The 14,429-nt window shown below is 67.0% G+C and carries 13 protein-coding genes; 4 read left to right on the top strand and 9 right to left on the bottom strand.

Translation table 11 applies throughout. From position 1 onward, the window contains the following. Positions 1-96: 96 nt before the first annotated feature. The 6 genes from AC3A6M_RS10460 to AC3A6M_RS10485 form a co-directional block, all read right to left on the bottom strand. Positions 97-309 carry a hypothetical protein gene (locus AC3A6M_RS10460; protein ID WP_487852660.1) on the bottom strand — a complete coding sequence of 71 codons (213 nt, stop codon included), beginning with the start codon at positions 307-309 and terminating at the stop codon, positions 97-99. A 205-nt stretch (positions 310-514) separates the two neighbouring features. Then, positions 515-1,831: a replication-associated recombination protein A gene (locus AC3A6M_RS10465; RefSeq protein WP_487852661.1), complete on the bottom strand. Its 1,317-nt coding sequence runs from the start codon at positions 1,829-1,831 to the stop codon at positions 515-517. A 55-nt stretch (positions 1,832-1,886) separates the two neighbouring features. Further along, positions 1,887-2,567, bottom strand: coding sequence for an energy transducer TonB (locus AC3A6M_RS10470; protein WP_487852662.1), 681 nt, complete (start codon positions 2,565-2,567; stop codon positions 1,887-1,889). After that, positions 2,564-3,187, bottom strand: a complete 624-nt coding sequence (locus AC3A6M_RS10475; protein ID WP_487852663.1) for an energy transducer TonB — start codon at positions 3,185-3,187, stop codon at positions 2,564-2,566. Before AC3A6M_RS10475 ends, AC3A6M_RS10470 begins: the two co-directional genes overlap by 4 nt. After that, positions 3,184-3,825 (bottom strand): outer membrane lipoprotein chaperone LolA, encoded by a 642-nt coding sequence (gene lolA / locus AC3A6M_RS10480; RefSeq protein ID WP_487852664.1) that lies wholly within the window; start codon positions 3,823-3,825, stop codon positions 3,184-3,186. The genes AC3A6M_RS10475 and lolA overlap by 4 nt, the downstream gene beginning before the upstream one ends. Before the next feature lie 86 nt (positions 3,826-3,911). Then, positions 3,912-6,593 carry a DNA translocase FtsK gene (locus AC3A6M_RS10485; protein WP_487852665.1) on the bottom strand — a complete coding sequence of 894 codons (2,682 nt, stop codon included), beginning with the start codon at positions 6,591-6,593 and terminating at the stop codon, positions 3,912-3,914. A gap of 187 nt (positions 6,594-6,780) precedes the next feature. On the opposite strand from AC3A6M_RS10485, the gene trxB reads away from it, so the two are divergent. From trxB to AC3A6M_RS10505, 4 genes are all read left to right on the top strand, one after another. Next, positions 6,781-7,734: a thioredoxin-disulfide reductase gene (gene trxB / locus AC3A6M_RS10490; protein ID WP_487852666.1), complete on the top strand. Its 954-nt coding sequence runs from the start codon at positions 6,781-6,783 to the stop codon at positions 7,732-7,734. 58 nt (positions 7,735-7,792) lie between these two features. Continuing rightward, entirely contained in the window at positions 7,793-8,473 is a 681-nt protein-coding gene (locus AC3A6M_RS10495) for a Smr/MutS family protein (RefSeq protein ID WP_487852667.1), read from the top strand. A gap of 178 nt (positions 8,474-8,651) precedes the next feature. Next, positions 8,652-10,844, top strand: a complete 2,193-nt coding sequence (locus tag AC3A6M_RS10500; protein ID WP_487852668.1) for an ATP-binding protein — start codon at positions 8,652-8,654, stop codon at positions 10,842-10,844. Positions 10,845-10,924: 80 nt separating this feature from the next. Then, positions 10,925-11,530: a trimeric intracellular cation channel family protein gene (locus AC3A6M_RS10505; RefSeq protein ID WP_487852669.1), complete on the top strand. Its 606-nt coding sequence runs from the start codon at positions 10,925-10,927 to the stop codon at positions 11,528-11,530. 6 nt (positions 11,531-11,536) lie between these two features. On the opposite strand, the gene AC3A6M_RS10510 is transcribed toward AC3A6M_RS10505, so the two are convergent. From AC3A6M_RS10510 to AC3A6M_RS10520, 3 genes are all read right to left on the bottom strand, one after another. After that, positions 11,537-11,878 (bottom strand): response regulator, encoded by a 342-nt coding sequence (locus tag AC3A6M_RS10510; RefSeq protein WP_487852670.1) that lies wholly within the window; start codon positions 11,876-11,878, stop codon positions 11,537-11,539. 115 nt (positions 11,879-11,993) lie between these two features. Next, positions 11,994-12,332, bottom strand: a complete 339-nt coding sequence (locus AC3A6M_RS10515) for a P-II family nitrogen regulator (RefSeq protein WP_487852671.1) — start codon at positions 12,330-12,332, stop codon at positions 11,994-11,996. A gap of 26 nt (positions 12,333-12,358) precedes the next feature. Continuing rightward, entirely contained in the window at positions 12,359-14,428 is a 2,070-nt protein-coding gene (locus AC3A6M_RS10520; protein WP_487852672.1) for an NAD(+) synthase, read from the bottom strand. Position 14,429 lies beyond the last annotated feature (1 nt).

Consider the following 14,429-nt stretch of genomic DNA (forward strand, 5'->3'; position numbering starts at 1 on the left):
GTTGCGATGGGTTTTATCGAATGCGCAATTGTACCAAGCCGACAGCCACTGGTCCGCGAGTTTCGTCGATCGATTCCTCGACCGGTACGGCGGGAATCAGTTCAGCGCGGCTTTCTCGGCAGCCGTCAGGCGCTGGGCCTTGACCACGACCACCGGCATCTTCTGGTTCACTGCCGGGCTGGCCACGACTGCGGCCGGGGCGCTGCGGACGACGGCCGGAGCCTGGGCGGAGGCCACGGCATAGCTGGCGAAGTTGGTCACGACGGCGGCGACGAGGAAGGCGGCTTCGAGGTTTTTACGGAATTTCATGATGTTCTCCTTGCGATTCGGTGTGGGTGGTGTGCTTCGCGATGTGCTTTGGTATGGTGGTACTGTAGCCATTCCCTTCCACGACCTCCATCGACTTGCGACGAAGCGCACGAAATGCAGGATGAAACGCGAAAAAGCCGATCTTTTCCGGCGCGCGGCACCGCCGGCGGCAGTGTCCGGCGCCGCCAGCCGCTCTGATGACTGGTCAGGACTCGCCGTCGCGCGCCTCGTCGTCGAGGCTGCGCAGCCAGGCCAGCTTCTCGGCGATCTTGGCCTCGATCCCGCGCGGCACCGGCTGGTACCAGCCCGGCTCCGGCATGCCGTCCGGCAGGTAGGTTTCGCCGGCCGCGTAGGCGTGCGGCTCGTCGTGGGCGTAGCGGTAGGCGTGGCCGTAGCCCAGTTCCTTCATCAGCTTGGTCGGCGCGTTGCGCAAGTGGACCGGCACCTCGCGCGACTTGTCCTTCCGGACGAAGGCCATGGCGGCGTTGAAGGCGTTGTAGCCGGCATTGCTCTTGGCGGCGATCGCCAGGTAGATCACGGCCTGGCCGAGCGCCAGCTCGCCCTCGGGGGAGCCGAGCCGCTCGAAGGTCTCGGCGGCATCGTTGGCCAGCTGGATCGCGCGCGGGTCGGCGATGCCGATGTCTTCCCAGGCCATGCGCACGATGCGCCGCGACAGGTATTTCGGGTCGGCGCCGCCGTCCAGCATGCGGCACAGCCAGTACAGGGCGGCGTCCGGATGCGAGCCGCGCACCGACTTGTGCAGGGCCGAGATCTGGTCGTAGAAGTTGTCGCCGCCCTTGTCGAAGCGGCGCGCGTTCAGGGTCAGCGCGTTCTCGACGAACTCGCCGGTGATATGGGTGATGCCGGAGGTCTCGGCCGAGGTCTTGGTCTGCTCCAGCAGGTTCAGGAAGCGGCGCGCGTCGCCGTCCGCATAGCCGACCAGGGTCTGCACGGCCACCTCGTCGAACTGCAGGTCCTGCAGCACGCGCTCCCGGGCGCGTTTCAGCAACTGGCGCATCTCGTCGTCGTTCAGGGCCTTCAGCACGTACACCTGGGAACGCGACAGCAGCGCGGAATTCACTTCGAAGGACGGGTTTTCGGTGGTGGCGCCGATCAGGGTCACCAGGCCCGATTCCACGAAGGGCAGCAGGGCGTCCTGCTGCGACTTGTTGAAGCGGTGGATCTCGTCGATGAACAGGATGGTGTGCTTGCCGCCGGCCAGGTAGTGCTCGGCCTGTTCGATGGCGGCGCGGATGTCCTTCACGCCCGACAGCACCGCCGACAGCGCGATGAACTCGCAGTCGAAGGCGTTCGCGGTCAGGCGCGCCAGCGTGGTCTTGCCGACGCCCGGCGGGCCCCACAGGATCATCGAGTGCGGGCGGCCCGACTGGAACACCAGGTTCAGCGGCTTGCCGGGACCCAGCAGGTGGCTCTGGCCGATGACCTCGGCGATGGTCTTGGGCCGCAGCGCCTCCGCCAGCGGCGGCGAGGGCTCGGTCTTGAAAAGGTCGTGGTTGTCCATGCCGCCAGTGTAGCCGAATGCGGGCCACTTATATAATGGCCCGCATGAACCGGCCCTAGCGCAGCAGCACGCGCCCGTACATGGTGTCGGTGCGCACGCGCTTTGCCTGCGGATCGTATTCGAAGCGGCATTTGCCGAGGTAGCCGGCGACCTCGTCGGCGAGCGCCGGGTCGATGCCCTTGCCCTCGGTCCGGATGCGGCGCGGCGCGCCTTCCCCGTCGATCAGGAAGCGCACCTTGACGCCCCGGGCATCGCTGTTCTGCCGGTCGAAAGGCTGGAACCCGTCGATCCTGCCGGCAGGTCCGCAGGTGGCGGGCAGCATGTTGGCGTACGCGCGCTCCTCCTCCAGGCGCCATTCGAATTCCAGCGGCAACTCCCTGCCATGGGCCTCGGCCGCCTGCTGCGGGGTGTACTTACAGTTCAGGACGAGCGCGACGGTGGCATCGTCGAGGATGGCCCAACCGCTGGACCTGACCACCCGGGGCTCACTGGCCCGGCCGTCGGGCAGCAGCTTGTATTTGATCCGCGTGACGCCCTCGATCTCGTAGCGCTGCGCCTCGCGCGGCCAGATCGGGGCGGGACAATCCCCCACCGGCAGGCTCCTGTGCTTGCCCATGCCGGGAACCACATGGAGTTCGGTGGCGCCCGGATCGGCACCGCCCTGCGTCTGGCAGGCGGCCAGCGCGGCGGCCGCCGCCGGCACGGACAGCGCCAGGATGAATCCTCGGAATCTCATTTCAGCAGCACCCTTCCGTAAGCAGTATCGGTACGTTCACCCTTGAGGTCCGGATCGAAGCCGAAGCGGCAGCCCGCCACGTACTTGACCACGGCGTCCGCGGTCTCGGGCGGCAGATGGGCGCCTTCCAGCTTCACGCCGCGCGGCTGGCCGGAAGGGTCGACCAGCAGGCGCACCTTGATGCCATCCGCGCCGCTGGGCGCGTTTTCGTAGGGAAGGAAAGCGGCGAACCGGCCGGCGGCCGGACAGCTGCCGGGCACCAGGTGCGGGCGCAGGACGGCACCGCCGTTCAGGCGCCAGACATACGTGACCGGCAGCGCGGCACCCCTGGCACGCGCCGCCTGCTCCGGCGTGAAGGTGCAGGACCGGATGGTGCGGATCGCCGCGTCGTCGAGCAGCGCCCAGCCGCTCGATGTCGCGACCCGGACCTCGCCCACGCGGCCGTCCGCGGTCAGGTGGAAGCGCAGGGTCGTGACGCCTTCGAGTTCGTAGCGCACCGCCTCGCGCGGGTATTCCGGGGCGGCGCAGGATTTGGCCGGGATCGGCGCCTGGGCCGAGGCCGGCGCTGCGGCCGAGGCGGCAAGTGCCGCCGTCAGCAGCGGCACCGCCCCCCGGGTCACTGGTTGACCACTTCCGCCCCTTTCGGAGCCTCGAACCTGAACTGCTGGGCGCCCAACTGCGGGTTGCGCTGGAAATTCGTGAACTTCAGCACCGAGGTCTGGCCGAAGGAATCCTTCAGCTCCATCGCCTGCGGCACGCCGTCCTTCAGGCCGATGCCGATGTGCTCGAAGGTCGTGTCCTTCGATTTCGGCGTCGCCGAGAGCCACTCCAGCCCATCGCGGGTGCCCGCTTCGGCCAGCGTGAAGTTCTTTTCCAGGTCGTTGCTGCCGAACAGGATCGCGGCCGGCGAGCTGCCCAGCGCGTTGCCGAGCTTGCGGGTGGTGACCTGGTTCAGGTCCTTGTCGTAGATGTAGAGCGTCTCGCCGTCGGCCTGCAGCACCTGTTCGTAGGGCTTCTGGTAGGTCCAGATGAACTTGCCGGGCCGGGCGAACACGAAGGTGCCCGACGACGACGCCGGGGCCTTGCCGGTGGCCGCCTTGCTGCGCACCTGGGTCTGGGTGAACTCGCCGCGCGCGGCCTTGGTCCCGGCGACGAAGGATTTGAACTGCTCGAGGGCGCTGGCGGATGCCGCGCCGCTCAGGGCCAGGGAACCGGCCGCCACCAGCGCGGCCAGAGTGAATTTCAGCTTCATGGTCATTGATGTATTCCTTTTCTTATATGTTCATGAAGGCGGCGTCTGGATGCGTGGGCACCCCGTGCCCACGACGCCACGGTGCCGCGCGATCATTCGGCGCTGGTGGCCGGCACCAGGATGTCGCGGTTGCCGTTCGACTGCATCGGCGACACCAGCCCGCTCTGCTCCATCTGTTCGATCAGACGGGCCGCGCGGTTGTAGCCGATGCGCAGGTGGCGCTGCACCAGCGAGATCGAGGCCTTGCGGTTCTTCAGCACGACCTGTACCGCCTGGTCGTACAGGGCATCGGATTCGCCGCCGCCCTCGCCCGCCGCCGCGCCGTCGGCGCCGCCGCCCTCTTCCAGCACGCCGCCTTCGAGGATGCCCTCAATGTAATTCGGTTCGCCCGTCGACTGCAGATGTTTTACAACTCGATGCACTTCGTCGTCCGAGACGAAGGCGCCGTGCACGCGGATCGGCAGGCCGGTACCCGGCGGCATGTACAGCATGTCGCCCATGCCCAGCAGGGTTTCCGCGCCCATCTGGTCGAGAATCGTGCGCGAGTCGATCTTCGAGCTCACCTGGAACGCGATACGGGTCGGGATGTTGGCCTTGATCAGGCCCGTGATCACGTCCACCGACGGGCGCTGCGTCGCTAAAATCAAGTGGATGCCGGCGGCGCGCGCCTTCTGCGCGATACGGGCGATCAGTTCCTCGACCTTCTTGCCGACCACCATCATCAGGTCGGCCAGTTCGTCGATGATGATGACGATGGTCGGCAGCTTGTCCAGCGGCTCCGGCGCGTCCGGGGTCAGCGAGAACGGATTCGGGATGTGCTCTTCGCGCTTGGCCGCTTCCAGGATCTTGCCGTTGTAGCCGGCCAGGTTACGCACGCCCAGCTTCGACATCAGCTTGTAGCGGCGCTCCATCTCGTTCACCGCCCAGTTCAGGGCATGGCCGGCCTGGCGCATGTCGGTGACGACCGGCGCCAGCAGGTGCGGGATGCCTTCGTAGACCGACATTTCCAGCATCTTCGGGTCGATCAGGATCAGGCGCACGTCGTCCGGGTCGGCCTTGTACAGCAGCGACAGGATGGTGGCGTTGATGCCGACCGACTTGCCGGAACCGGTGGTGCCGGCCACCAGCAGGTGCGGCATCTTGGCCAGGTCGGCGATCACCGGCTTGCCGGCGATGTCCTTGCCCAGCGCGACGGTCAGGCTGGAAGCGCTGTCGCCGTACACCTTGGAGCCGAGGATCTCGGTCAGGCGCACGATCTGGCGTTTCGGGTTCGGCAGCTCCAGCGCCATGTAGTTCTTGCCGGGGATGGTCTCGACCACGCGGATCGAGGTCAGCGACAGCGAACGCGCCAGGTCGCGCGCCAGGTTGACGATCTGGCTGCCCTTCACGCCGGTGGCCGGCTCGATCTCGTAGCGGGTCACGACCGGGCCCGGATAGGCGGCCACCACCTTGGCTTCGACGCCGAAGTCGGACAGCTTCTTCTCGATCAGGCGGCTGGTGAATTCCAGGGTCTCGATGGCGACCGATTCCTGGGCCGGCGGCGCGTCGTCCAGCAGGCCGAGCGGCGGCAGGGTCGAATCGCCCGGCATGCCCTCGAACAGCTTGTTCTGCCTTTCCTTCTCGGCGCGCTCGGAGCGCGGCACGCTGACCACCTGCGGCTCGATCTTGATCGGCGCCAGCGCGGGCGCGGATGCCGGCGCGGATGTGGATACGGATGCGGGCACGGCGGGCGGCGGCGCGAAGGCCGGTTCGCGCGGCGCGGCCGCCGGCGCGGGTGCGCGCGGCGTCACCACGCCGTCCTCGTCGATATCCTCGTCCAGCATCGGCTCGGCGCGCGGCTCCAGCTTGGCGTCCGGCTTCGGCTCCTTCCCGGCCTTGTCGCCTTTGGCGGCGACCTTCGACATCATCCTGGCCAGCAAGCCCGGCGCCGGGGCCGGATCTTCCCCATCCGCGCCTTCTTCCCGCTGCGGCCCGGCCTTCGGGGCCGGTGCCGGCGCGGCATGCTTTTCGACGTATTTGGCGCGCTCGTTCACCACCACCTCGTCGCGGCGGCTGGCCGCGACCTCGCCGTGGCGGCGGTCTTCGCGGTCTTCGTAGCGCAGGCGGAACCAGTCAAAGGTCAATTCGATTTTTTCGCCGATGCGCTCGGCCACCGCCAGCCAGGACACCTGGAAGTACCAGGAAAAACCCAGGCCGAACAGGAGCAGCAACAGTAAGGTTGCACCGGTGGATCCGAGAGCGCCATAGGCCGCGCGGCCAATCAACTGGCCAAGCACGCCGCCGTGCTCGTGAGGCAGGGACACTTGCAGCCACCGCATCCTTAGGAATTCCAGGCCAACGCTGCCGGTGAACATCAGGGCGAAACCGACCCACCGCACGATGGCCTCTCCCTCGTGCTCGGGTTCCCGCTCGGGTTGAGCCGCCTGGAGCACGAAGCGGCTGTGCAGCTGCCGGTAGCCCTTCCATACAGCGCGCGCGAAGCAGACGCACAGCCACCAAACGGAAAAGCCGAAGATGAACAGCAGCAGGTCGGCCAGCCAGGCGCCGGCGCGGCCGCCCAGGTTGGCGACGTGGGTCACGACGTTCTCGTGCGACCAGCCCGGATCGGCCTTGTTATAGCTGAGCAGGATGAGGACGAAATACAGCAAAACCACGGCGGTGACCAGCCAGCGCGCTTCCGACAGCAAGCGCACCAGCCGGTTCGGCATCGGCTGCCGCGGCGGCGCAGGCTTGCGGGTATAGGTCGAAGTGGTCGATTGACTATTCTTGCTCATGCTGATTCGAACGGATGCTGCGGGGTAGTTTCCCCAAAGATCGACCATTCTAAGCGATATATTGCCGAGTGGGCCCATGATTCATGCTCGCGTGCATGATCGACTATAATGTGCGCCACAACTGCCCTTGATAAAGCGGCTTTTCGGCCCCAGTTCCCTTTCCCCACCAATAAGACGAATTCCTGCAATGACGACTCGTAAACACGCCAAAGTCCTGATTCTCGGTTCCGGCCCGGCCGGCTACAGCGCCGCCGTCTACGCCGCGCGCGCCAATCTGAACCCGATGCTGGTGACGGGCGTCGAGCAGGGCGGCCAGCTGATGACCACGACCGACGTCGAGAACTGGCCGGGCGACCCGCTGGGCGTCCAGGGTCCGGAACTGATGCAGCGCCTGCTGCAGCACGCCGAGCGCTTCAATACGGAGATCGTGTTCGACCACATCCACACGACCTTCCTGAACGAGAAACCGATCCGCCTGGTCGGCGATTCGCACGAATTCACCTGCGACGCCCTGATCATCGCGACCGGCGCCTCGGCCCAGTACCTGGGCCTGCCGAGCGAGCAGGAATTCATGGGCAAGGGCGTGTCGGCCTGCGCGACCTGCGACGGTTTCTTCTACCGCAACCAGGAAGTCGCGGTGATCGGCGGCGGCAACACCGCGGTCGAGGAGGCGTTGTACCTGTCCAACATCGCCAGCAAGGTGACCCTGATCCACCGCCGCGACAAGTTCCGCGCCGAGCCGATCCTGGTCGACCGCCTGATGCACAAGGTCGAGGAAGGCAAGATCGTGCTGGAACTGAACCACACCCTGGACGAGGTGCTGGGCGATGCCAGCGGCGTCACCGGCCTGCGCCTGAAGTCGACGGCCGAAGAAGCGACCAAGGAGATCAAGGTGCACGGCCTGTTCGTGGCGATCGGCCACAAGCCGAACACCGGCATCTTCGACGGCCAGCTCGAGATGCACAACGGCTACATCAAGACCCGCAGCGGCACCGAGGGCATGGCCACGGCCACCAGCGTCGAAGGCGTGTTCGCCGCCGGCGACGTGCAGGACCACGTGTACCGCCAGGCGATCACCTCGTCGGGCACGGGCTGCATGGCGGCGCTGGATGCGCAGCGCTACCTGGAAGCTTTGGAATAACTTGGACCCCCGCCTGCGCGGGGGCGACGACTTTATTTGCGCGGGGCGACGAGACGACATGGCGGGCTTGAAAGACTTCTCCGACCTCAAATCCTTGCGCGACCAGCTCAAGGAAGACCAGCGCCAGCGCGCCATCGAAAAGGCCATCCGCGAGCGGCGCGAACGCATCGAACGCGAGAACGCGACCGAGTTCCGCGCGGCCGTCAAGGACGTCAAGCCGATGCCGGAATCGGACCGCTACGTCTGGCGCCCGGCCCAGGAAGCCGAGCTGCGCGCCTCGTCGACCGGCCAGCGTCCCCGCTTTCCCGAGGACGAGGTCGCGGCGGTGCTGCGCGAATCGATGCTGTCCGACCAGTTCGACGTCGACGGCCTGCTCGACGAAGACCCGACCCTGAGCTGGTCGGCGCCGGGCGTCGGGCCGGACGTCGTCAAGAAGCTGCGCAAGCGCCACTGGCAGGTCGAGGACGAGCTGGACCTGCACGGCTACACGCGCGACCTGGCGCGGCGCATGGTGGATGCCTTCCTGCGCCGCTCCGCCAAGAACGGGGTCCGCTGCGTACGCATCATCCATGGCGTCGGTTATGGCTCGGCGGGCGGCGAGCCGGTCTTGCGCGGCATGGTGCACAGCTGGCTGGTGCAGACCGCGGAAACCGTCGCCTTCTGCGTTGCCGGCCGCACGGACGGCGGCAATGGCGCCCTGGTCGTGCTGCTGCGGCCCGCCCTCGAAGGCGACGACTGACTTTTACATTTGTTCACCTTTTCTATGTAATACGGCTCAGAAAGCCCTGATTGTTGGGTTTATTTGTGGAACGCAGGACGGAAAAGGTGCGAAAGTTGTAAAATCCTGCCCAAGCAGCGCCGCCGGGGCCCTGCATGAGAAGGGATGATACGAATTGAAGTCCACACCTCCAGTGCCAATGGGCGCCCCCCGGCGTGTCGATCTGCAGAACTGCGCAGATGAACCGATCCACGTCCCAGGTTCGATCCAGCCGCACGGAGCGCTGCTCTTCTTCACCGCCGCAGGCGAGCTCGAAGGCTGGAGCGAAAACGCTCCCGCCACGCTCGCCCTCCCGCTCGAAGCCGGCCGTCCGTTCGCCGGACTCGGCCTGCCCGAGGGCGTCGCCGAACTGGTCCGCGAATGCCTGGACGCCATGAGCGAGGGCGAGGCCGCGCCGATGGTCGCCGCCATCGTCATCGGCGCGGCCGAATACGACTGCGTGGTGCACGCCAGCCAGGGCCGCGTGATCGCCGAATTCGAGGCGCGCGAAGTCGCCACCGATACCGTCGCCCAGTTCGCGATCAAGGCGCACAGCTCGATCGACCGCCTGCGCCGCCAGAAGACCGTCGATGCCCTGCTCGACACCGCGGTGCGCCAGGTGCGTGAATTTACCGGCTTCGACCGCGTGATGGCCTACCGCTTCCGCGCCGACGACAGCGGCGACGTGGTGGCCGAGGCGCGCCGCGAGGACCTGACGCCCTACCTGGGCCAGCGCTACCCGGCCGGCGACATCCCGCCGCAGGCGCGCCGCCTGTACGTGTTGAACACCCTGCGCATGATCGCCGACGTCACCTACGACGCCGTGCCGCTGCTCGGCGCGCCGGATGCCGCGCCGCTCGACATGAGACATGCGGTGCTGCGCAGCGTCTCGCCGATCCACATCGAATACCTGCAGAACATGGGCGTGGGCGCCTCGATGAGCGTGTCGATCGTCATCAACGGCCGCCTGTGGGGCCTGATCGCCTGCCACCACATGGGCCCGAAGCGCGTGCCCTACTCGATCCGCATGGCGGCCGACGTGCTGGCCCAGGTCATCGCGTCGACCATCCAGGGCCTGGAATCGCGCCAGGAGGCCGAGCTGGTTGCACGCGCCGCCGCGGTGCGCACCAGCCTGGTCGAATCGCTGCTGCTGGAAGAGGATCCGCTCGACGCCCTGGTCAAGCACGCGGACGGGCTGATGGCCTCGACCGATGCGCGGGCCCTGGTCGCCACCCAGTACGGCCGGGTCGTGTGCCGCGGCGTCGAGCAATCCTGCGGCGAAGCGATCGCCGCCACGCTGCCGGAAGGCGCGCACGACCTGCTGGCGCGCGCTTGCCTGGACGACTGGCCGGCGGATGCGCGCGCAGGCCTGGGCAAGTGGGCCGGCATGCTCGGCCTGCCCTTCGACCCGCCCAGCAACGGCTGGTGCCTGCTGCTGCGTCCCGAGCAGATCGAACAGGTCGCCTGGGGCGGCAAGCCGGACAAGAGCGAAACCTATGGCCCGATGGGCGAGCGCCTGACCCCGCGCGGCTCCTTCGACGCCTGGCACGAGACCGTGCGCGGCTGCGCCCACGAGTGGGAAGACGGCGTGCTGGCCCATGCCCGCCTGACCCTGGGCGAGCTGGCGCGCGTCTCGAATGCGCGCCGGGCCCAGCTCGAGGCCACTCGCGCCCAGCTGCTGGCGATGCTGGGCCACGACCTGCGCGACCCGCTGCACTCGATCAACATGGCCGGCATGGTGCTGGAAAAGACCGATGGCGGCAACAAAAGCGGCACCCTGGGACGCCGCATCCAGTCGTCCAGCAACCGCATGCAGCGCATGATCGGCCAGGTGCTGGACATGAGCCGCATCGACCGCGGCCTGGACCTGGGCGTGGCGCTGGAGCCGGTCGACCTGGCGGCGCTGGTCGCGGACATGGTCGAGGAAGCGCAGCTGGCCTACCCGGCCATCGTGTACGACCTGCGCATCGACGACCCGGCCGTGGTGATGGCCGACAGCGGCCGCCTCGGCCAGGTGCTGTCCAACCTGCTGAGCAATGCGCGCCACCATGGCGAGCCGAACCAGCCGATCGAGATCCGGCTGGGCCGCGCGGACGGCGAGGCCGCCATCGCCATCGCCAACGCGGGCGCGCCGATCCCGCACGAGATCGAATCCGGCCTGTTCAACCCCTTCAAGCGCAGCTCGCTGAACAATCCGCGCAACCGCACCGGCATGGGCCTCGGGCTCTACATCGCCCAGCAGATCGTGCGCGAACACGGCGGTGAGATCGCCTACCGCCATGAAGCCGGCGGCGCGGGCGGGAACGGACGCGTGGTGTTCACGGTGCGCCTGCCGCTCGCACGCCAGGCGTGATCCCGGCCACGGACCGCGCCGGTTCCCTGCTGCCGGGCCTGGCATGTTAGTCTAGCAACATCGCCACTCGCCCACATTGCATGAGACTGGTCACCGTCATCGAAATCACCGCAGTCCTGGTCGCTGCGTTCTCCGGCTTCATCGAAGCGCGGCGCAAGCGCATGGACCTGGTCGGGGTGTTCACCGTCGCCTTCATCGCCGCATTCGGCGGCGGCACCCTGCGCGACATCCTGCTCGACAGGCGTCCGCTGTTCTGGGTCCAGCACCAGGAATACGCGATCCTGATCTTCGTGCTGGCCCTGGTGGCCTCGCCGCTGATGCGCACGCTGCGCCACATCGTCTCCGAACGCCTGATCGTGATCGCCGACGCGATCGGCCTCGGGCTGTTCTCGGTGGCCGGGGTGGTGGCCGCGCAGGACGCCCACATGCCCCTGTTCATCGCTTCGATGATGGGGGTGATCACCGGGATCTTCGGCGGGGTGCTGCGCGACATCGTGTGCAACGAAGTGCCGATGGTCTTCCGCGACGGCAAACCCTACGCCATCTGCGCCTTCCTCGGCTGCTGGCTGTTCCTGTTGATGGGGATGCAGGACGTTCCCAGGGAATTCGCGCTGTGGTCGAGCGCCCTCTTCATCAGCGGCCTGCGCCTGCTGACCTGGCGCTTCAACCTGCAGCTGGGCCGCTGAACCGCGTCAGAGACTGGCCGCGAGGTGCTCGGCCAGGATCTCGAGCGAGACCGGTTTCGCGAAGAACGCCACCCCGGCCAGCACCGGTCCGACATCGATCGGATTCGCCGATATCATGATCGCCGGCAGCGCGGGGTCGAGCGCACGCAGGCGGTGCAGCAGCTCGTCGCCATGCATGCCGGGCATCTTGTAGTCGGTGATGACGAGGTCGGGCCGCTCGGCCCGGAATGCCAACAGCGCCTGTTCGCCGCTGTAGGCCACCGAGACCCGGTAGCCCTTGATGGTCAGATAGCGCTGGATGACGTAACCTACCGCTTCTTCATCGTCGACGATCAGGATGTGCTTCAATGGTCTGGCCCGCGTGCAGTTCGGCCCTTCGGCCAATGTGACATTTCAAAAACGCAAATGTAACATGGCGCTGGTCGAAACGACAAGCGGATTTGATCAAATTGATGACGCCGCTTCAGACCGCGTCCGGGCCGGTCTCGCCGGTGCGGATGCGGATCACCTGTTCGACCTCCTGCACGAAGATCTTGCCGTCGCCGATCTTGCCGGTGCGGGCGGCCTTGATGATGGCGTCCACCACCTGCTCGGTCATGCCGTCGTCGACCACGACCTCGATCTTCACCTTGGGCAGGAAGTCGACCACGTACTCGGCGCCGCGGTACAGCTCGGTATGGCCCTTCTGGCGGCCGAAGCCCTTCACCTCGGTGACGGTGAGGCCGGTGACGTTCACTTCCGCCAGCGCTTCGCGCACCTCGTCCAGTTTGAAGGGCTTGATCACGCAGGTAATCTGTTTCATTGTTTCTCTCCTTTCAGGTTTGATCGTTATCCCTCGTCGGGGATCTGGTCCAGCTGCGCCATCCACACCACGGCTTCCGAATCGCTGGGAGCGCGCCAGTCGCCGCGCGGCGACAGCGATCCGCCATTGCCGACCTTCGGCCCGTTCGGCACGCAGGAGCGCTTGAACTGGCTGGTCTTGAAGAAGCGCCACAGGAAGATGCCCAGGTTCTTCTTGATCGCCGCCAGTCCGTACTCGTTGCGCGCCGGGCTGCCGCCTTCCGGCCAGGGGCCCGCGTTGCGGTCGCGCCAGGCGCTGTACGACAGGAAGGCCACCTTGGCCGGCGCGAAGCCGTAGCGCAGCGTGTAATACAGGTTGAAGTCCTGCAGCTCGTAGGGACCGATGAAGTCCTCGGTCACCTGGGCCGGCTTGCCCTCTTCTTTGCCGGTGCCGGTCTTGCCCGGCACCAGCTCCGGGCTGATCTCGGTTTCCAGCACGGCGATCAGGACGTCGGAGCCCGTGTCGCCGATCTGGTGGGTATCGGCCACCCAGCGCACCAGGTGCGAGATCAGGGTCTTCGGCACGCTGGCGTTCACGTTGTAGTGCGACATGTGGTCGCCCACGCCATAGGTGCACCAGCCCAGCGCCAGCTCCGACAGGTCGCCGGTGCCGATCACGATCGCATGGTGGTGGTTCGCCAGCCGGAACAGGTGGCTGGTGCGCTCGCCGGCCTGCACGTTCTCGAAGGTGACGTCGTATTCTTCCCGGCCCTCGGAATACGGATGGCCGAGGTCCTTCAGCATCTGGATGCAGCTGGGGCGGATGTCGATCTCGTGGGCGGTCGCGCCGACCACGTCCATCAGCGCGCGCGCCTGGCGCAAGGTCCTCTCGCTGGTGGCGAAGCCCGGCAAGGTGTAGGCCAGGATGTTCGAACGCGGCAGGCCGAGGCGGTCCATGGCCTTGGCGCAGACCAGCAGCGCATGGGTCGAATCCAGGCCGCCGGAGACGCCGATCACGACCTTCTTGTGGCCGGACGACTGCAGGCGCTGCAGCAGGGCCTGGACCTGGATGTTGTAGACCTCGGTGCAGCGCTCGTCGCGCCGCGCGGCCGCAGCCGGCACGTAGGGGAAGCGCTCGATCGTGCGCGCCAGCGGCAAGTCCCTGTCCAGCGGCAGCGCGAGGGCGAAGCGCTGCACGCGGAATTTTTCGACTTCAGGCGCATGCCGGCGCACCGACTGCGCGAAGGTGGTGGTGTGCATGCGGTCGACCGACAGGCGCTCGAGGTCGACGTCGGCAAAGATGATGTGCGAATCGTCCAGGAAGCGCTCGGACTGGGCCAGCAGGTCGCCCTTTTCGTAGATCAGGGACTGGCCGTCCCAGCTCATGTCGGTGGTCGATTCGCCCAGGCCGGCCGAGGTGTACAGGTAGGCCGCCAGGCAGCGCGCCGACTGCTGGCTCACCAGCTGGTGGCGGTAGCCGCTCTTGCCCACCACCACGTTCGACGCCGACAGGTTGACCAGCACGGTGGCGCCGGCCAGCGCGGCGAAGGAGGACGGCGGTACCGGCACCCAGACGTCTTCGCAGATCTCGACGTGGAAGCGGAACAGCGGCATGTTCTCCAATTCGAACAGCTGCTCCGGACCGAAGGCCACGTCCTGGCCCAGCAACGCGATGCGGTCCACTGGCGCGTTATCCGCCGCGCTGAACTGCCGGCTTTCGTAAAATTCGCCATAATTGGGCAGGTAGCTTTTCGGCACCACGCCCAGGATCTTGCCGCCGGCCACGACCACGGCGCAGTTGAACAGCACATGGTTCACGCGCAACGGCGCGCCGACCACCATGGCCAGCGGCAACTCGCGCGAGGCCTCGACCAGTTGTGCGAGCGCGGCGAGCACGGCGTCGAGCAGCGCGCGCTGGTGGAACAGGTCGTCGCAGGTATAGGCGGACAGGCCGAGTTCCGGAAAGGCGACCAGCACGGCGCCGCGGTCCGCCGCCGCGCGCGCCAGCTTCAGCGTTTCCTGGACATTGAACGCCGGATCGGCCACGCGGCAGCGCGGACTGGCGACTGCCACGCGCGCGAAATCGTGCGAATACAGGTTAAAGAATCGCGTATCCATT

Source organism: Telluria sp. Soil_C_11 (assembly GCF_057657395.1).